Below are 19,751 nucleotides of genomic sequence, written 5' to 3' on the forward strand. Positions count from 1 at the left end.
GCCCGGACTTTTTGGGAGAAACTGGTAAAGCTTAATGCTTTACCAGTTTAACCATCTTGGTTTCCCCGTTCTTACCGCTAATACGGAGCAGGTAGATGCCAGGCGCACTAATCCTTGAACCGGTATTAATACGCAGGGTGCTGGCGCCCGCCGGAACGGAACCCTTGTAATCTGAATATAACAGCCGTCCTGACATGTCAAAAATCTCTACTCTTACAGCTGTTTCGGCTTTCAATACTAAGTCAACGTTGAACTGGTCGTTGTATGGATTCGGATAAACCTTGGCGTCTCCGAAGTCAGCGGCCTTGTTGATCATTGCCACTGCAGGAGGAGCAACTGCTGCGATTGTGCCGTCGCCTATCCTTGCGGCCTGACCATCCTGAGGATCGATCGGACCATCTTCATTCTGAGTAGCAGGATCTACGTGCCCTTTAACGATCATTGCTGCGATCAGTCCATAGCGGGATGTTGCCGTACCAGGATCAACATCTATATGGATCTTACCATAAGCATCAGGAGATACATCGCGGATGGTTACCACGCCACTCTTGTTCAGGGAAGCGTTCAGCCATGCCATCTTCGTACCGTTCACAGTGTATTTACCTGTGATATCTTCCCACTCGACAGAGCTACCGAAGAATACCAGGTCATATTTCAGCGCCTGGTTCAGGCCGGTGATGTAGAAGTCTGCGTGGTTGCCCGGGAACAGACCATAGTTTTCTACCATCACATTGTCAGGGTAAACACCACTGTTGTTGCCTGTATTGATACCAGCGGAATACATACCATCGAAGTTTTCGAGGATGGTGATGCCGACGCCGGTTGTATTGCTCTGGCCATCCTGCATGTTACTGATCACCACGCCCTGTTGCGGACGCATACCAGTGTTGTTCCATGGAGCAGGAGCTACCAGCAGTTCGCTGAAGTTCACATTTACACTGAATCCAAGGCTGGTTGCGGATGCCGCATTGCTGTAGTCAGAATTGCTGGCGCCTCTTACCGCACGCACCTTGTAGTAGTATTTCTTGTTTACGGTCAGGTTATTGTCAGTATAGCTTACTGTGTTGGCCGGGAGACTAGCTACCTGTGCGTAGCTGCCGCCGGAAACTGCACGCCATACCTGGTATCCTGTTTCTGTGTTGGACCTGTCTGACCACTGCAGGGCGATTGTCTTGGCGCCGGTTGCGGTTGCACGCAGGTTGATCGGATTCAGGACGGTTGTTGCGCTGTCGTAAGCTTCCAGTACCATGGAGTTCATGTGCATATAGTAACCATTCTGGGTCTTGTTCACCTGTACATTGATCTCACCGTTCGCATTCGGCAATACACCGTTTATCTGTTTAGTGAGGTTGGTGTTGTATGCAGGATCTATAACCACGCTGTCTGTACCGATCGTGTATCTTACCTTGGCAGCTACACCGAAGTTCAGACTGCTAAAGAACACAACATTATAACGTTTCGCTTTGTTCAATCCAGCCAGTTTCACGGTGTGGGTAATGTTCCTGCTGTCATATACGGCAGACTGCATAACAACGTCAGGATAGATACCGGAGTTGTCATAAGTGCTCATACCTACTGCAGGCTGGTCATTTTCCCATACTTCATTAAATGTTACGCTGATACCGGTAGGATTACCTGATTCATCCAGTGCATTGGCCAGTCTTACACCCTGGTAAGGGAATCCTGCCACATTGTTCCATGGCGCAGGAGCCGGACTGCTGGAAGAGAAGTCGAGGAATACACTAGTGGTATTCTTATCGGTAATAAGCACATTAAAGGTATCGCTGGCGGCTGCACCCTGGTTGTCAGTTGCGGTCAGGGTCACGGCATAGCTACCCAGGTTGTTCGCAGTTGGTGCGAAGCTGAATGAGCCTGTACCATTGCCGTTGTCCGTGAAGTCACCGAACGCTGGCAGACCGCTTACAGAGAGTGCTACGGTATTGCCCTGGTCAGGTGTAGCCTGTACGTTGAACTGTGCAGAAGTACCAGCTTTCAGTTTCACGTCGGCGATAGTATTGATAGAAGGTGGTTTCACCGGTACATTCACACCGGCAATATTGCTATAACCGGCAGATACGCCTGCAGTATTGGAAGCACTGACCTTATAATAGTAATGAGTGTTACCATGTACGGTGTTGTCCACATAACTGTTCGCCGTTGCGCTGTTCAGACTACCCAGCAGGCTGTAAGTGCCCAGGCTGTCTGTAGCGCGATGGATCCTGTAACCGGTAGCATTGTAGGCAACATTGGTCCAGTTGAGGGACACGGTGCCATTGTCTTCTGTCGCGGTCAGTTCCTTAGGCGCAGCTGGCAGGGTACCGTCGTCCAGTATAGCGTTCACTTCGAAGGCACCGAGGTAACCTACAGGTGTGCCATTGGCTACTGCCATATTGAAGGTGATTTCACCACTGCCATTTGGCGCGATATTGTCAAAGTTTACAGTAGTGGAAGTGTTACCCTGTACGTTCAGCGGTTTGCTGACGCCGTTGATCGTAAAGACGGTGGTGCCGTTATTCGCCTGTACAGACCATACACTACCCGCGTAGAACTTGAAGGAGTACTTCCTATTGGCATCCAGTCCGGTCAGTTTTACGTCAATTGCATTGTCGGAGGTGAAAATGCCAGGCCATGATCCGAAGAAGTAGTATTCTTTCATCACTACATCCGGATAAACGCCGCCGTCATTACCAGTTACAGGGCCTTCATTCCAGGTGAACCAATTGCCGGTCTGCAACTGCAGATCTACATTGGTAGTTTCACCTTTGTCGTTCTTCAGGTTGTTGGTAGATACCGAAGTAATGTTATTCCATGGCGCCGGAGCATCAGTCTGATGTTTGAAGCGTACAAAGAGTTTATAGTTCGGATCTTTATCAATCACCGTTACGGTGAATGTTTTGGTGTCGGTTCCACCGTTGCCATCAACGGTATTCATCTTCACCGTATAAACACCCGCGTCAGCGAAGCCAGGATCTACACTCAGGCTGGCAGTACGATTGCTGCCGGTAAGAGTAATGAATGAGGGCAGTGATGCTGCAGACCATGTAAGTACATCTGAAGCATTCTGATCAGTAGCGGAGAGAGAAAGCTGCTGTTCAGCGCCCTCATTCAGGGAAATGTTGGCAATAGAGGCTATGACAGGGCTAAAATTGTCGTTAATAGTCAGATTGAAAGTAGCGGTATCCTTACCACCGAATGGATCTGTCGCATACACGGTCAGGTTGTTGTACGTTCCCTGCAGACCGGCATTTGGTGTTACCTTCAGGTAAGAGCCATTTGCATCGGATGCCAGTGTTACGAAAGAAGGCAGATTATCTGTGGTCAGGGTGAGCGCATCTTCATCCTCGTCGGTAGCAACGATCGGAATGTGTGTTTCCACATCGTAACGTGCTGACCTGTTACCGATGGCGTCAATTACCGGTCTGTTATTACCTGTAACGGCGCTTGCGTTGGATGAGTAAGCGGAGTTGCCACCATCACCTGTTTCACGTACGCGGTATACATACTGCTGATTGGCGTATAAAGCAGTATCTGTATAGCTGCCGGCGGTACCTGTTACGGCGTCGGCTTTTACCAGTACGAAAGTATTGCTGTTACCAAATGAACGCTGGATTTCATAGCCGGTAGCATTTGCCGTGCTGTTAGTCCAGGTCAGATTAATGGTAGAAGGAGAAGCGGCGGTAGCCACCAGGTTTGTTGGTGCAGACGGAGCTGCAGGTAATACTGGTGTTAACACACTATAGAATGGCAGGTTCTGTCCTGCATCCTGGCTTATTTCAGCCTGTGTCAGTGCTTGCCCGATGATGGCAATCCTGTCAACGTTACCACGGTAGAAAGTACCTGTTACATTGAAGGCGTTCGTACCATTGTTGGCGCCGATCCTTGCGTTATCGCTGGTTGAATTGATGCTGCTAAAGCTGGTGTTTGTAGATGCTGCCAGGTCGCCGTTAATATAAAGCTTCAGGGAACTGCTGCCATATACTACAGCCACATGGGTCCACGATGTACTGGTGAAAGGAACAGAAACAGACACACGGGTGCCATTGTTAGCAGCTCCTGCTTCCAGTTTATTTGCATTGATGCGCAGTGCCAGACCGCTCGTGCTGCCACCAATATCAAATATAGTACGGGTGTTATCTGTTACCGTTGGCTTGATCCAGAGAGAAACTGTACGTGCAGAGAATGCATCGTGCAGGAAGCCACTGCCGTTACCACCTATGCTCATATAGGCGCTGGTACCGTTAAAGACGGCCGCATGCGTACCTTCTATTTCATCAGCACTGGTGTAAGTAACCGCGTTCGGACTACCCGTATTGTTATTGATGCTGACGTCAGCAGCAGAGTTGTCCAGCGGATACATTGCCAGGTATGGATAACCTACTGCCTGTGCAGATTCGCCTGACAGACCTACTGAACGGACCTTATACCAATAGCGGGTGTTGGCAGCAACAGTATTATCTGTTAGAGTGGTCGCATTGGCATCAGCTTTTCCTACTACAGAATAAGTACCATTATAGCTGGTGCTACGATATAACTCAAATCCGGTTTCGTTATTGCTGTTGTCGCTCCATTTCAGATTTACCTTATTGAATGCGGCAGCTGTAGCGCCAAGTATCAATGGTGCAGCAGGTGCTGATCCCGGAATGGTCATGGTATCACCAAGGTACTGATCCGGAATATTCGAGAAGGAGCCTAAAATACCGTTTCTCCAGCGGAGGTTCATCACCGCGCTGCCGGTACCCTGGAAGTAAGCTACAGTGATCGGATATACCCCTGCTGCCAGGACCATTGCTGAACTGCTTACCTGCTGTGTACCGTGAGCGCCGTCATTATTTACAGTGGCGCTACCGCTAAAGCTGTAAGGTGTATTGAACCACAGCTTGCTACCATCATCAGAGTTGGTGGCAAAGTAGTAAGTACCTGCTGTAGGAATGGTCAGGTAACCAGTCCACAGGAAGGCGTAGTTGGTAGTCCTGTTCCTGACAGTAAGGTCTATATTAGCGGTCCTGCCGGTTTCTACCGGTACAAGATTATTGAAGTTCGGTAATGAGCTCCAGGTGCCTTCATAATACTTAAAGGCGATACCCTTATTGACTGCTCCGGCAGTTACCTGGTTGCTTGGAGGAGAAGGATTACCTGCAGCATCCTTGGCTATCACATAGAAGTTATATACCTGTTTTTCGGTCAGGGCATAAGCAACCATAGTGAGCTGGGTGGCGTCAACAGTGTATGATTTCTGATTATTTACATAAACGTCATATGCACTCACGCCTATGTCATCTGTAGCAGCGGTCCAGCTAAGAGAAACAGAGCTGGAACTGGTACTGGTAACAGTCAGGTTCCGCGGTGAAGTAGGCGCCTGGGAATCTGTCTCGGTAGTGCCGCTGGCCTCAGCTGATACAGGAGCAGCGCCGTTGGCATTCACCGGGCGTATTACGTAATAGTATTTTGTATTGGAAGCCAGTCCCTGGTCGGCAAATACCAGCACATTAGCAGGGACTTTTGCTACCAGTTTGTAACCGCTGCCTGATGTAGTGCTACGGTATATTTCAAAAGCTGTCTCATTGTTCTGAGGGTTCGGCTTGTCGTTCCAGTTCAATGTCAGCTGAGTCTCTGAAACCGGCGTTACAGTAACACCGCCTACAGGATCCGGCACATTAGTGCCTGCAGCATTGATCACGCTATAAGGAGCAGAGAAGCTGCTGGTACAACCGAATTGTTCAGTTACACGGGCAATATACTGTCCTACACCCGCTGTAAATGTATTGGTGCTACTCAATGAGGTATTGCCACCTACAGTACGCCACTCGTAGGAAGCATAGCCGGTAGGCAGTTTCATAGTAACAGTGGTGCTGCCATCAGGAGCAGGCAATATATTTGTTGCGAGACTATCTATGGTGATCGGTGGTGTAACAGTACCTGTTTTTGTTTTAACAACAAGTGGGATAGGAGAAAACTCTGACCATGCGCCACCGGCAGTTCTCCTTACTCTTACCGAATAGGTGCCAAGAGCTGTAATGTTAATGCTGTTGGAGCTGGCGCCGGGAATGGTCACGCCATCTTTTTGCCACTCATAGGCAGCAAATCCAGGAGGGATACCGGCGGTAATATTCACCGGGTCGCCGGGACAGAATTCAGAACGTCCTCCCAGAGGCCATGGAGTCAGAATATTGTTCCTGTTCATAAATGGAACGAAGTCTGGTTCGGCCCAGGCTGTAGTCCAGGTACCATGACCCAGATCGGGGTATAACGTATAGGTAATATGCGCACCGGCATTCTGATAGGCGGTGATGACCGTATTAGCAGTATACGGAGCAGGCGCATTGTCCTTACCTCCCTGGAAATACCAGGTAGCAGTATACTTAAGATTGTTGATGTTGGTGGTGCTGGCATCGCCGTTGGCAATACCACTCATCGGCATTATTGAAGCAAAATACTGGGGATATCTTTCTGCGAAAAGCCATGAACCATAGCCACCGGCAGAAAGACCGTTTACGATAACCCTGTTCAGGTCACCCTTTACCTGTAAGGCAAGACTGTCTAACAATTCTTTGATAATGTCATACTGACCGTTTCCCCAGTTACCATCTGCTGTCTGTCCATAAAACAGGAAACCGTCGAAGTTGCCATTACTTGTCTGGGTATCAAAATTCTGTCCGCCGTGTAATAACTGATATTCGTTGTCGTAAACGCTGCCACCTTCACCACGACCGTGAAGGAACACGAAGATTGGATATTTTTTTCCATCAGCAACATTGTGCTGGTAGGTCTTAGGGAATTTGAGGCGGAAATTGAGTCCCTTGTAAATGTAACATTTGAAGTTGGACGTATTCCAGGCCAGGCGATTGGTCTTTACCCATTTCCCGATACGTCCATAGGGTGGAGCAGTAGGGGGGGAGCTGGAATTGTACACAACAATGGGGTCTGCGGGATTCAAGGCCTGCTGCGCTGAAGCCGTACCCACAAAGAGCATCAGAATGCTCAGAATGCTGAATAGTAAGTGTACATTTCTTTTCATAAAAGAAAATATATATTATGGACAATCGGGTATACCCGGTAATTAGCCAGAAATAACGTAACAACAGCCCAAAGTACCCAGGGCGGGCAAATCAGAGGAGATGGTAAAATTAAATTTGAGTAGTTCCGAAAAGAGAATTACTACCAGATTGGCTTTTATGTAGGATGAGGTTAGGAATTATTTCACACTTGGTAGCTTTCTTACGTAATCAGATAAGGAATAAGCTTAGTGTACTCGGTTCAAGTTCCAAAAGTAAGTGTATATTTTTACAGTTGGAGATTTTTTTAGTGAAAATCTGTTTTTTAACGGTGAACGATATAAAACAATTGGTGAAATGACACAAGAGAATGGTGAATGTAAAAAGTACGCCTTATCCGGTTGTTAACTGACGTTGTGAACGGTCCCATACTGCTGATTGCTTCTTTCTCAAAAAACGGCCAAACCCTTGATAGACGGCCACATTCATAAAGACAAAATAAAAAGGTATATAGAACACTTTACTTTTCACCTGTTTTCTTGCCAGCGCATATCCAACTAAAGCCATGCCATAAAATGCCACCTGCATCAGTAGTATCAGCCAATAAATGAATGGTGCGCCAGACGCGCACACTATTATATTAGTAAGTAGCGTCAATAATAGACATAATGGGGCAACCGTCCAGCGAAATACACGGTGCGAAACATATTGCCAGGTAATTTTGGGGTAACGGAAAATGTTCAGCAGATCCATCAGCCGGCTCATTGACTGGAAACCTCCAGCAGCGATGCGCACCTTACGTTTATATTCATCTTCCAGCGAAGCAGAGGGTGTTTCCTGTGCATAGGCATCAGGGGCATACGCTACACTGTAACCTTTTTTATTGATACCGAAAGAGATCATAAAATCATCCAGGATAGTGTCTGCAGGGATATCCTCATATAAGGAGGTACGTATGGCAAACAATTCACCCGCGGCGCCCATCACACTATACAGCTCTGCATCCCATTTCTTTAATAAGGACTCGTACTTCCAGTACATGCCTTCTCCGGCGCCTTCGGCTTCTGCCTGTTCTGCCACAATGATCTTTTTTTCTCCTGCCACCGCACCGGTATGTTCGTCCCGGAAGTGGCGCATCAGACAAATAAGGACGTCCTTATTTAATAAGGTGTTCGCATCAGAGAATACCACAAAAGGTGTCTTAACAAATTTCATCGCCCTGTTTACCGCCATGGTCTTCCCCCTGCGTTCCGGTTCATAAAGTAATGTGATCCGGGGGTAACTTCTTATTATATTATTGGTGTCGTCCGAACTGCCATCGGTTACAAAGATGATCTGTACTTTCTCCGCCGGATAATTCAGGGAAAGTGTATTGGCAATCTTTTTCCTGATAAAGGCTTCTTCGTTATAAGCAGCTACCATCAGTGTCACCTCAGGTGTGAAAGGGGGTTCATCTCCCGTATGCCGGGGTTTTACGAAAAAGCGGCGCAGTTTAATTACTATATAAAGTAGTATACCATATCCTACATAACTATAGCAAACAAGAAAGAGGCTGCACCAGAAGAGCGCTGTAATCACAGTCATAATATATATAGATTGAGGGGATAAACGGAGCGTTGTAGCACGTTAGAGAACAACCCTATATAGGGATTCATCGCAAAAGTATAATAATTGTGCAGTATTTTTTCAGCAGTGTATGCTACATTTAAAAAAAAGAAGCAACCAATAGCGTTGAATATCCGTTTACGATAATTTCTTGCGCATTCACCCAAAAAATCCAACCGTTTACCAAAAACATATTGGGAAATGAATAAAGTATTATATTTTTACATCGTTGTTATAAGGACAATACTATTGCGGAAATTTCTAGCTTGCTGTTTAAGAATTACTTTCGTACTTTAGTGCAAGCTTTGTAAATGAAACCATATTTGAGTCTTTTCTTTCATATCCCCTGAGAAACTGTTTTTTAAGTTCCAATAAAACCTTATCCAATTTAAAGCCAACGAACGCTGAATTTTCCAATGCTTAACCGTATTGGGAGTTATTTGTAATATTAAATTGGTTAAAGGTGAAAAAAACAGTTTTAATAATAGATGATAGTTTACCCATCCGATACTTACTAGAAGTGATGCTAAACAGGACTTACAACGTTGTCTCAGCGTGTGATGGTCTGGCTGCTATGGCATGGCTTAAAAATGGCAATATCCCCGACCTGGTGATAACAGATCTCCAGATGCCCAACATTAATGGATGGGAACTTATAGAGTTCATGACCGAAAGTAATCTGTACCAGCATATACCACTTATGGTGTTATCCGGCGTGCATGATACCAGAGAGTCGTTTGCGAATATACGCCCCGGTAACATCAAGACGATTATAAAAAAGCCGTTTGATCCCGTAATCTTACTGGATACAATTGATCATGTGTTGAAAGCACAGCATGTACCTGCTTTTTCATAGCACTTGATGATATAATCAGTATGTAACCATTAATTCCTTGTTTAGCATGAATACATTTACACCTGAACTGAGCGTATTGAAAAATGCGGCCCCAAAACAGTTTGAAGAGCGTGAACAGACAATGTCCCGTCAGATCGTTGCAGACAACAATATCGTGTTGTTTGTGGGACAACATATGACTGCTCCCGAATTTGAAGCCGCCGGATACAAGTGTTTCTTTGCACAGGATTTTAATACCGCCCAGATAACGATGGAACAGCTGCAGTCTGTTTTCAGAAGAAAACCCGGCGTCATTATTTACAGGTCTCATACCGAAGATCAGAAAGGATTCAATGCCTGGCATGAATACCTGAAGAAGGAAGTCTGCTACTCCTGCATTCCTTTCTTCCTGTATGTGGATGCTGAGGAGATTACCCCTGAAATGAAAGCAGCAGTAAAAAAATATACTTTCATCGATGAGATTATTACTGCGAAATGTTTGTCCAAATTACCATCCAAGATATCTTTCATCAGCAAATTCAAACAGCTGAACACTTATCCGCCACTGACAGTAGTCAATGGTAAAAAGATCAGGCCCAAAAGAACCTTCAACGCTGTACTGAAAAGAACTTTTGATATTACTGTCGCAAGCAGTTTATTAATTGCCGCCAGCCCCTTGTTATTGTTAATCGCCATCATCATTAAATTTGAATCAAAAGGGCCTATTTTTTATGCAGCACGCAGGGCCGGCAAAAATTACAGGGTATTCAAATTCTACAAGTTCAGGACAATGATTGCAGACGCGGACAAAAAACTGCAGCAACTGCAACACCTGAATCAATATAAGGGCAGCGGTGGTCCTGTTTTTTATAAAGTGTCCAATGATCCCCGGATAACCCGCTTCGGCGCGTTTTTAAGAAACACCAGCCTAGATGAACTTCCCCAGCTTTTTAATGTGTTGAAAGGAGATATGTCGCTCGTAGGCAACAGACCTTTGCCATTATACGAGGCCTCCACACTGACCACAGACGAATGGGCACAACGCTTCCTGGCGCCGGCAGGCATCACGGGTCTCTGGCAGATCAGCAAAAGGGGAAAGAAAGATATGTCTGTAGAAGAAAGAATAGCACTGGATATCGACTATTCCAAGCTGCATAGTTTTACCTACGACATGTGGATTATGGCGAACACCCCTAAAGCGTTAATACAAAAAGATAATGTATAATGATTTTTACGATTGAATTAATCATATTCGCATACCTCGGAGGCTGCGTACTTTACAACCTCTTGTTCTCTGTTGCCGGTAAACTGTTTCCAAAGAAAAATAAAGTTGCGGGGGATGTCGCTTCGTACTGCAGAATCGCCATCCTGGTACCTGCCTATAAAGAAGATGACATCATCCTGCATGCAGCAAAAAGTTATGAGTCGCTCGACTATCCGACCAATAGCTATAAAGTGATTGTCATTGCCGATTCCCTGAAGCCTGCCACTATCCAGACACTCGAAGATGAAGGTATCAGCGTGATCCCTGTATCTTTTAAAAAGAGTACAAAGGCGAAATCACTGAACGCTGCTTTCGCACAACTGGATGATAATATTTATGACCTGGCGGTGATCGCCGATGCGGACAATATCCCTGCACCTGATTTCCTGCAGCAGATCAACATCGCTTATCAGCAGGGTTATCATGTTATACAGGGACAGCGTGTTGCAAAGAATATGGACTCTCCTTTCGCCATCCTGGATGCAGCTAATGAGATCATCGCTAATCACATCAATCGTAAGGGCGCCAACGCACTTGGCCTCTCTGCTTCCATCATCGGGTCAGGCATCGCTTTCGATTACCAGGTGATGAAACAGGCCTTGCAGGAGACGGAGGCTACCGGTGGTTTTGATAAAGTATTGCAACAGCTGCTGGTAGATAAAGGGTATAAGATACATTACCTGGAAGAAGCGCTGATATTCGATGAGAAGGTAGAAAATGCCGCTGCATTTGAAAACCAGCGTAAGCGCTGGCTCTCCAGCCAGTTCGTGTACCTCCGTCACTACTTTGTACGTGGGTTCCAGGCATTGCTCAAAGGCAGGATAGACTATTTCTATATGTCCGTAGGACAGAACATGCTGCTGCCACGTATGCTGTTGCTGGCAGGTGTATTGTTCATGACGGCCCTTTACCTGGTGTTCGGTCAATACCTTTCCCTGCCGGTATCTGCCTGGTTGATCTGCCTCGGTGCCTTTGCCATCAGTATGATGCTGCCGCTGCCAGGTAAGTTCTATTCAAAGTATATGTTCACTGTATTAATGAATCTTCCCCGTGTAGTGGGTATCATGCTTTCACTGGTATTCAGGCTCAAAGGCGCTGATAAGACCTTCATTCATACGAAGCATTCCAAAACAACTATCGATAATCCGCTGGTCAATGTTACAGGAAAATAAAATAGCGCCGCTTGTTTCTATTGTAACGATCAACTATAATACCTGCAGCGTTACATGTGAATTGCTGACATCCATCAGCAGGAACAGCTACGCCAATGTGGAAGTGATCGTTGTTGACAATGCTTCCGTCGAAGATCCTACTGCTGCATTGCAGGAAGCCTATCCTGCCGTGAAGGTGATCAGGAGTACTACGAACAGAGGTTTTGCCGGCGGCAATAATCTTGGTATTATAGAAGCAACAGGTGAGTATATCTTCCTCGTGAATAACGATACGGAATTTACAGACGGTCTGATTGAGGGCCTGCTGGAAGTCTTTTACGCACATCCCGATGCGGGGATGGTTAGCCCTAAATTTCATTATTTCTTTCATAAAGGTATTATCGAATATGCCGGCTATCAGTCGGTAGATGTATTCACTGGCAGGAACAGTATGATCGGTTGTAAGGAGCCTGACCAGGGCCAGTACGATCAGATCTCAGCTACCAACTATGCACACGGCGGTGGTATGATGACCAGGGCCGCTGTATTGAAAGAAGTAGGGCTGATGCCGGAAGTATACTTCCTGTACTACGAAGAATTTGACTGGTGCGAACAATTCAAGCGTAAAGGCTATAAGATCTATTATCAGTATAAATCACTTATCTATCATAAAGAATCAATGTCCACAGGCAAGAACAGCCCCTTAAAAACATACTACCTTACCAGGAACAGGATACTGTTCATGCGCAGGAATGTGGCATTACCTAACCGGATCATCTTTTTACTGTACCTGACCTTGTTTACCATTCCCAAGAACACATTACAATTCCTTCTGAACAAAGAGAAGGAACACTTAAGGGCTTTCTGGAAAGGCATTATGTGGAACTTAAACATCGTCAACTAAAATTATTACCATGTGTGGCATAGCAGGGTTTATTGATTTCTCCAAAAAGGCAAGCCTCCCCGTATTAAAAGACATGACCGATGCATTGCTGCATCGCGGTCCGGACGACGGTGGTTATGAAGTGTTTGAACACCCTAATGCATTAGTCGGATTAGGCCAGCGTCGTCTGTCCATTCTCGACCTTTCCAGCGGCGGCCATCAGCCTATGCATTTTAAACAGTATACCATGATCTTCAATGGCGAGGTATACAACTTTAAAGAGATACGCCGGGAACTGGAACACCAGGGGTACCAATTTACTTCCAGCAGCGATACAGAAGTCCTGATAAAAGGATATGATTGCTGGAAAGAGAAAATAGTAGACCGTTGCATTGGTATGTTCGCCTTTGTGATCTATGACAGAGAGGAAGAACAAGTGATCTTCTGCCGCGACAGGGCAGGCGTAAAACCGCTTTATTACTACTGGCATAACAATGTACTGCTGTTTGCCTCTGAACTGAAAAGCTTCAGCCGTTTCCCCGCTTTCGAGAAAAAGATTGATGTGAACAGTGTATCACTGTTCCTCCAGTATAGTTACATCCCTGCTCCGTATACCATCTTCGAACATACGCATAAACTGAAACCGGGACATTTCATGCATCTGTCCCTGAAGAATAAAGCGCTGACTACTTCAGAATACTGGAGCGTACTGGATGCCTATCGCCAGCCACTGACAAATATGTATGAAGGCGATATCATCCGACATACCAAAGAGCTGATGGAAAGCGCCTATAAATACCGCATGGTAGCTGACGTTCCGGTTGGGGTATTCCTGAGCGGTGGTTACGACAGCTCCAGTGTGGCAGCCATATTGCAGGCTTCTTCCGGCAGCCGCCTGAAGACCTTCACCATCGGCTATAAAGAAGCGGCTTTCGATGAGTCTAAAGAGGCCCGCCGGATTGCGCAACACCTGGGCACCGACCATACCGAATGGATAGTAGGTCCTTCAGATGCAAGAGACATACTGGAACACCTGCCGGAAATCTATGACGAGCCTTTTGCTGATAACTCCACCGTGCCTACCACACTGGTCAGCAAACTGGCCGCGAAGCAGGTAAAAGTGGTACTGTCTGCCGACGGTGGCGACGAGCTCTTTGCCGGGTACAACAAATTCAATCAATCCCTGCAATACACGGAACGTATGCCGAAATCACTGCAGGGGGTGGTAAGTAAGGTAATGAAGCTGGTAAATCCGGCCAGTATTCCTTATTTCAATAAACAATACAACTTTGCCAGCCGTTATGAGAAGATGAAACTGATCTGGGCATCAGGTAAGTCACAGCAGGCATTGAAATATATCAGCCAGTATATCACAGAAACAGAAGCTGCCAGTTACCTGGGAGGTACACACTGTAGCTACAAGACAAACTTTGATATGAACGGGGAACTGAACAATATCAATGATGCATTGAACCGCCTGCTCTCTGTGGACTATAAAACCTTCCTGGTCGACAATAACCTCGTAAAAGTAGACAGGGCCACTATGTCTGTCAGCATTGAAGGTCGCGAACCCATGCTGGATCACCGCCTGGTGGAATTCCTGGCAAAAGTGCCTGCTCACGTAAAAGTGAAGAATAAGGTCAACAAATACATCCTGAAGGAAATCGTACACCAGTATATACCGAAAACACTGATGGACCGTCCTAAAAGACCGTTCATTGCTCCACTGACCCATTGGTTCAGGGATGAACTGAAAGAACAGATGGCGTATTATTTATCTCCCGCCAAACTGGAGCAGACCGGGCTCTTTGATCCGGAGCATATCCAGGTATTGAAGCAGAACTATTTTGAAGGCGGAAAGGTAAGTCACCAGAAACTCTGGAATATCCTCGTATTCCAACTGTGGTATAGCCGGTGGATGGAACAATTGTAACCGATGGAAGCGACTAAGAAGATCAGAGTTTTACAAACGATCCGCCAGGGCAAAATAGGAGGAGGGGAAAGCCATGTGCTGGACCTCGTCCGTTACCTGGACAAGGGGTTGTTCGAGCCGGTGGTGCTATCCTTTACTGACGGCCCGATGATCACATCCCTTGCCAAACTGGGCGTGCCCGCTCATGTCATCCATACCGAGAAGGCGTTCGACTTCAAGGTTTGGAAGAAAGTAAAACAATTCCTGAAAGAACAAAGGGTGGATATCGTGCATGTGCATGGTACCCGCGCCAATACCAATGTTCTCTGGGCCGCCCGCTCGCTGGGCCTGCCGGTGATATATACCATTCACGGATGGTCTTTTCACGACAGTCTGCCTGCCTGGAATAAAAAGGCCAGGATACTGGCGGAAAAGTTCATTACGCGGCGTACCAGGCTCAATATTACGGTTTCCGATTCCAATCATGAGACAGGAGTACGCGAATTTGGGGATTTTAAGTCGCTGGTGGTCAAAAACGGGGTGAACCTGGAGAAGTTCAACCGCTTTGGTGAATACCCCGATATAAAGGCTTTATATGGCATTCCTGCCCATCACCTGGTAATCGGGTATATCGTCCGTATTACGGAACAGAAAGATCCCCTGGGGATGTTAAGGGCTTATGCCAGGGTTTGCGCCAACTTTCGGGACCTTACCTTGTTAATGATAGGAGAGGGCGACCTGAAAGATGCCGCCGTGCAGCTGGCAAGAGATCTGGGCATCAGTGACAGGGTAATCTTTGACAATTTCCGCCAGGATGTACCGGCAGTACTGAACGCAGTGGATATTTACTGCCTGCCTTCTCTCTGGGAAGGGTTCCCGATAGGGGTGCTGGAAGCCATGGCGATGGCCAAAGCGGTGATCGCCTCTGATGTGGATGGTACCCGTGAGGCCGTGGAACATGAGGTGACCGGTCTGCTCGTACCACCTAAGGATGAAGCAGCGCTGGTGGCCGCCATCGAAAGACTGATACATGACCGTGCCTTGCGTAACACACTGCAGGAAAATGCCGGCAGGAGTGTGAAAGCAAACTTTGATGTGCGGGATATGACCCATAAAATAGAAACAGTGTACCAGCAGATGCTGGCGCCATTATAAGATTAATAAACTTGACGCATGAAAATCAGAAATCCCCAATCCCGTTTCGATCTGAATATTAAAAAAACGGACAGGGTACTTGAGGTGGGCGGCGGCCACAACCCGCACCCCAGGTCAAATGTGGTAGTAGATAAATACGTTGATGACAATACGCATCGCAGCGGCGACATAAAAGTGCTGAGAAACCAGCAGTTCCTGAAAGCAGACGGAGAAAACCTGCCTTTCAAAGACAAGGAGTTTGACTATGTGATCTGTAATCACGTACTGGAACATGTGGAAGACCCTGTGGCTTTCCTCAATGAACAGTTCCGCGTAGCGAAAAGAGGTTATATTGAAACACCATCCCTGCTGGGTGAACATCTCTTCCCTAAGAAATCACATAAATGGGTATTGCTGGAAGTGGAAGGCAAAGTAGTACTGGTAGATAAAGAAAGAATATCTTTCCCTACCAGCTTTGACTTTGGCGACCTATACCTGGAATACCTGCCCAAAGCATCCATTGGATACAAGATCATGGAAAGAACACATCCCAACCTGCATACTATGCGTGTGGAATGGGAGGGTAGCTTTGAGTTTATTGTAAATCCGGACGACAAAGACATTCTCAAATATTTTGAAGAGCCCTGGACCCGTGAAATGGTGCTCCGTTACTTCCCGCAACGCTCATTGGGAAAGGAGCTGACAGAAGCGGCCCGGGCATTTACAGATATCTGCAAAAGCATTATCAGATCGAGAGTGCTGAAAAGAATTTAGTTCTAATACAGGATTGTTTTTAAGGAGCGAAGTCCCTGGATTATTCCGGGGGCTTCTTTTTTTTATGAGTGTGCTTTGACGTGCACGCGGACCGGCCTGCTTAAGATGATACGGATATGCATAAGTATTTATCAGCGTTATAGTAAGGTGTCTATATTGTAGCAGCCATAATGAATAATTTTATCCCCGACAGAAAAGCCCTAACTTAAAACAAACCCACGATGAAAACCTTTTCCCTCATGACATGGGGCGGCTTGTGCATAGCCGCGCTTACTTTTGTATCCTGTTCAAAAGAAGCCAAACTACAGAGCAATAACAGAATCGCCGCTGCAGCGGCTGAGGCAGATGGTGATGGCGCCATGCTGGCAAAGCTCCTGCGGGCAAATGGTCCACAGTACGAATTTTTCAAGGTAGATGGCAAACAGGGTGGTAGAATCAAAACTAAACAGGGTTCTATCTATACGTTCAGCCCGAATTCCCTCGTCACACAAAGTGGCGGCCCTGTTTCAGGTAGTGTAGACATTGTTATTAAAGAGATCCTGACGCCCAGCAACATGATCTTTGCCAGCAGACCCACAGCTACAAACGGCGGAGCACAGCTTACGTCTTACGGAGAATTCTTCGTACGCGCTACTCAGGCAGGACAGGATCTGAAACTACGGGCCGACAGCGCAGTAGCTGTACAGGTACCGGTTGTCAAAAGGCCGGCACAGGATGGTGTACCGCTATGGGGTGGTGATACGTCTGTTATCATTTCTACTTCAGGCTACAACGATTCGAATCAGCCCGTTACCATTCCTGTTGCGGCCAGCGGTAATCAGGGTGTTTCCTGGAATCCGGCGCCGGGATTCGCATTATTCAACGGTACTACGTTGAATTTCCGTCTCGATAGTCTGATGGCCTGGAGAAACTGCGACGCACTGACTAACCTGCCTGGTCCCAAAACCACTATACTGGGCTATTTCACCAACTTTTACAATCCGGCTACCCAGACCAGTTACGGCGGTGAAGAGCCAAGCATGCTATTTTTCAAACCTGCTGGTGTAAATACAGTAGTGAAATTGTACAATGTAATTCTGAATGCGCCGGTTGGTCGCCAGGGCTTACTGAGTTATCAGAACTCTGTACCCATAGGTCAGGCAGGTACTTTCCTGGCTATCACAGCGCTGAACGGTAACTTCTTCGCACAGAAACTACCTGTCAATATTCCGGCGCCTCCGGGAGGTCAGAATTATGCAGCGATTAGTTTTAACCTGGCTCCCGTAACACCGGCCGCCCTGGTGGCACTGATCCAGAGCATGGATACACCATGATCGTTTATCCTGATCTTTTATAAAGAAGCGTTGCCTGTTTTCGTTCTGTCAGGAAACAGGCAACTTTCTGCGTATTTTCCCCGTTACTTTCTCCAGTATCACGAGGCATTCCGCCCAGCCAAGTTGAATAATCTCACGCGTCGTAAATGGCACATACTTCTTCAGCATATAATAACCTATCACCACACAAATAATCATATTCAGCAATGAGCCGAATGCCACCCAGCGTACATCATGGAAGAGCAATATGAAAACAATATCGCCGATGATATTTAGTATCAGTTTTATGAAGTTCTTATAGAAATTGGTCAGTGGCCGGTTGATCATGTCCAGTGCCACCCCGATAAAGCGGTCAATAGGATAGAGAAAAGCACACAGGAGGAAGATACGCACCACGTCTGTTGCCGGCAGGTATGCACGGCCAGCCAGGATGATGATCAGGGGCTCGGTGAAGAGGATCATGCCAATGATAAAAGGAATGATCACAATGCTGACAACACCCGTATAGCGGTTGAAGGCCCTTGATACGCCCGGCCAGTCATTTTTGTTGGCAGCCCCCGACAGCGTAGGTTGCGCTGTAGCTACAAAACTGCGGAGAATGATCTCTATCACTTCCATGAACTTCTGCGGAATACTGTAAATAGCTACTGCTGCAGGACTGATCATGGTACGTATCAGGAAGTTATCAGAGTAGTTGAGGAAGCCGGATGAGATCATACTGCCTACGATCAGCCATCCGTATTTTACCAGTACGATCACCTGTTTTTTTGTACTATGCACCACTGTACGCACCTTGGTCCAACCCTTCAGCAGCGTAAATCCGCTGGTAGCCGCCAGTCCGGTCATGTATGCAACCAGCACATGGGGGAGGGTAACAGTACCGAAAAAGTGAAACAATAAGATCAGCACCAGGAATCCTCCGTTCTGCCAGAAGCGTATCTGCAATATCTTGTCAAAACGATGTTCTGCCTGGAGGAACCAGCTGGCTACATTGAAGGGGACAGACACCACCATCATCAGGCCCAGCCAGCGCATAAAGAAGCGCCAGGTTTCATCGAAGAAGTTGTAGAGTATAAGTCCTGCTATGAGATTCAAAAGCAGGTAAATGCCTGTTAAAATGAGCACAAGATACCATGCACTGCCTGCCACTTCCAGGCCGGTCTTTTCATCAGCGCCGGTATAAAATTTAATAATGCCCGATTGCAGCAATGCTGTGCGGATCTGATCAAGTACAGTATATGTGCCTATAAATAATACCCATTCTCCGAAGGCAGAAAGGGACAGCAGACGAACGAGAATGGCAAAGGATAAAACGTTCAGAAAAGCGGAGACAAGATTGCCTAATAAAGAATGAAAATGCCTGTTGTTAAATACCGATAATAATTTAAATCCCATGTATTTGATATAAAACCAGTGAATCGAAATTTTGTGCGGTCTTTGTACAGGATAAGATTATTGGGGAACAGGTGTATTCCGGTGTCCACAATATTACCATAATATAAAAGTTTGGCAAAATTTAATTTCGCGCAGCCCCAGCAATAACGTCGTTGATACTTATTTACGTATTAATTTTTATAATGCTTTATTAATTAGTATAATTACATATAAAAAATATTCTATTTGACTAATAAAATTATTGTACTTTGCCGCGGGATCTTGAAAAACATCTAAGAGTAGCAGAATGTCAGATGACAGGGACACACCAGCATCATAATCAGACGCCCTTATGAAGAACCAGGTGAGTTTAAAAGGACATCACGACGACTGTTGAAAGACCTCTGGGAGACTATGTATACGATTACATCCAGTGTGCATTAACCATTTTCAACTGAATTGCTTTTATTATTCTATAGATCAGGGGGAGAACCCCTCCAAGTGCACCATATAG

The 19,751-nt window shown here is 46.4% G+C and carries 11 protein-coding genes; 8 read left to right on the forward strand and 3 right to left on the reverse strand.

Annotated elements, in window-relative coordinates:
• Positions 1-31: 31 nt before the first annotated feature.
• Complete coding sequence (locus tag BLR32_RS26315) at positions 32-7,015, reverse strand: fibronectin type III domain-containing protein (RefSeq protein ID WP_089836269.1); 6,984 nt, start codon at positions 7,013-7,015, stop codon at positions 32-34.
• 370 nt (positions 7,016-7,385) lie between these two features.
• Positions 7,386-8,576 (reverse strand): glycosyltransferase family 2 protein, encoded by a 1,191-nt coding sequence (locus tag BLR32_RS26320; protein WP_089836271.1) that lies wholly within the window; start codon positions 8,574-8,576, stop codon positions 7,386-7,388.
• Between the two features lie 484 nt (positions 8,577-9,060).
• On the opposite strand from BLR32_RS26320, the gene BLR32_RS26325 reads away from it, so the two are divergent.
• The 8 genes from BLR32_RS26325 to BLR32_RS26360 all read left to right on the forward strand — a co-directional run bounded on the left by BLR32_RS26325 (position 9,061) and on the right by BLR32_RS26360 (position 17,863).
• A complete protein-coding gene (locus tag BLR32_RS26325; RefSeq protein WP_176842438.1) occupies positions 9,061-9,453 on the forward strand; it encodes a response regulator in 393 nt (130 codons plus the stop codon).
• Positions 9,454-9,499: 46 nt separating this feature from the next.
• Complete coding sequence (locus BLR32_RS26330) at positions 9,500-10,657, forward strand: sugar transferase (protein WP_245705526.1); 1,158 nt, start codon at positions 9,500-9,502, stop codon at positions 10,655-10,657.
• On the forward strand, positions 10,657-11,868 hold the full coding sequence (locus BLR32_RS26335; protein WP_089836274.1) for a glycosyltransferase family 2 protein: 1,212 nt from the start codon (positions 10,657-10,659) through the stop codon (positions 11,866-11,868). The genes BLR32_RS26330 and BLR32_RS26335 overlap by 1 nt, the downstream gene beginning before the upstream one ends.
• Entirely contained in the window at positions 11,852-12,751 is a 900-nt protein-coding gene (locus BLR32_RS26340; RefSeq protein WP_089836276.1) for a glycosyltransferase family 2 protein, read from the forward strand. Before BLR32_RS26335 ends, BLR32_RS26340 begins: the two co-directional genes overlap by 17 nt.
• Before the next feature lie 10 nt (positions 12,752-12,761).
• Positions 12,762-14,663 (forward strand): asparagine synthase (glutamine-hydrolyzing), encoded by a 1,902-nt coding sequence (gene asnB / locus BLR32_RS26345; protein ID WP_089836278.1) that lies wholly within the window; start codon positions 12,762-12,764, stop codon positions 14,661-14,663.
• 3 nt (positions 14,664-14,666) lie between these two features.
• Positions 14,667-15,797: a glycosyltransferase family 4 protein gene (locus BLR32_RS26350; protein WP_089836280.1), complete on the forward strand. Its 1,131-nt coding sequence runs from the start codon at positions 14,667-14,669 to the stop codon at positions 15,795-15,797.
• Between the two features lie 18 nt (positions 15,798-15,815).
• Positions 15,816-16,550 carry a class I SAM-dependent methyltransferase gene (locus tag BLR32_RS26355; protein WP_089836282.1) on the forward strand — a complete coding sequence of 245 codons (735 nt, stop codon included), beginning with the start codon at positions 15,816-15,818 and terminating at the stop codon, positions 16,548-16,550.
• 221 nt (positions 16,551-16,771) lie between these two features.
• A complete protein-coding gene (locus BLR32_RS26360; RefSeq protein WP_143011598.1) occupies positions 16,772-17,863 on the forward strand; it encodes a hypothetical protein in 1,092 nt (363 codons plus the stop codon).
• A 48-nt stretch (positions 17,864-17,911) separates the two neighbouring features.
• Here BLR32_RS26360 and BLR32_RS26365 read toward each other — a convergent pair whose 3' ends face one another.
• Complete coding sequence (locus BLR32_RS26365; RefSeq protein ID WP_089836286.1) at positions 17,912-19,258, reverse strand: lipopolysaccharide biosynthesis protein; 1,347 nt, start codon at positions 19,256-19,258, stop codon at positions 17,912-17,914.
• Positions 19,259-19,751: the final 493 nt, after the last annotated feature.

The organism is Chitinophaga filiformis, from assembly GCF_900102545.1.
GTDB lineage: Bacteria > Bacteroidota > Bacteroidia > Chitinophagales > Chitinophagaceae > Chitinophaga > Chitinophaga filiformis.

Bases quoted from the DNA above. Each gene is read 5' to 3' on its own strand.
- BLR32_RS26340 (WP_089836276.1), top strand. From the start codon at position 11,852: ATGTTACAGGAAAATAAAATAGCGCCGCTTGTTTCTATTGTAACGATC.
- BLR32_RS26315 (WP_089836269.1), bottom strand. From the start codon at position 7,015: ATGAAAAGAAATGTACACTTACTATTCAGCATTCTGAGCATTCTGATG.
- BLR32_RS26355 (WP_089836282.1), top strand. From the start codon at position 15,816: ATGAAAATCAGAAATCCCCAATCCCGTTTCGATCTGAATATTAAAAAA.
- asnB (WP_089836278.1), top strand. From the start codon at position 12,762: ATGTGTGGCATAGCAGGGTTTATTGATTTCTCCAAAAAGGCAAGCCTC.
- BLR32_RS26350 (WP_089836280.1), top strand. From the start codon at position 14,667: ATGGAAGCGACTAAGAAGATCAGAGTTTTACAAACGATCCGCCAGGGC.
- BLR32_RS26365 (WP_089836286.1), bottom strand. From the start codon at position 19,258: ATGGGATTTAAATTATTATCGGTATTTAACAACAGGCATTTTCATTCT.
- BLR32_RS26330 (WP_245705526.1), top strand. From the start codon at position 9,500: ATGAATACATTTACACCTGAACTGAGCGTATTGAAAAATGCGGCCCCA.
- BLR32_RS26360 (WP_143011598.1), top strand. From the start codon at position 16,772: ATGAAAACCTTTTCCCTCATGACATGGGGCGGCTTGTGCATAGCCGCG.
- BLR32_RS26335 (WP_089836274.1), top strand. From the start codon at position 10,657: ATGATTTTTACGATTGAATTAATCATATTCGCATACCTCGGAGGCTGC.
- BLR32_RS26320 (WP_089836271.1), bottom strand. From the start codon at position 8,576: ATGACTGTGATTACAGCGCTCTTCTGGTGCAGCCTCTTTCTTGTTTGC.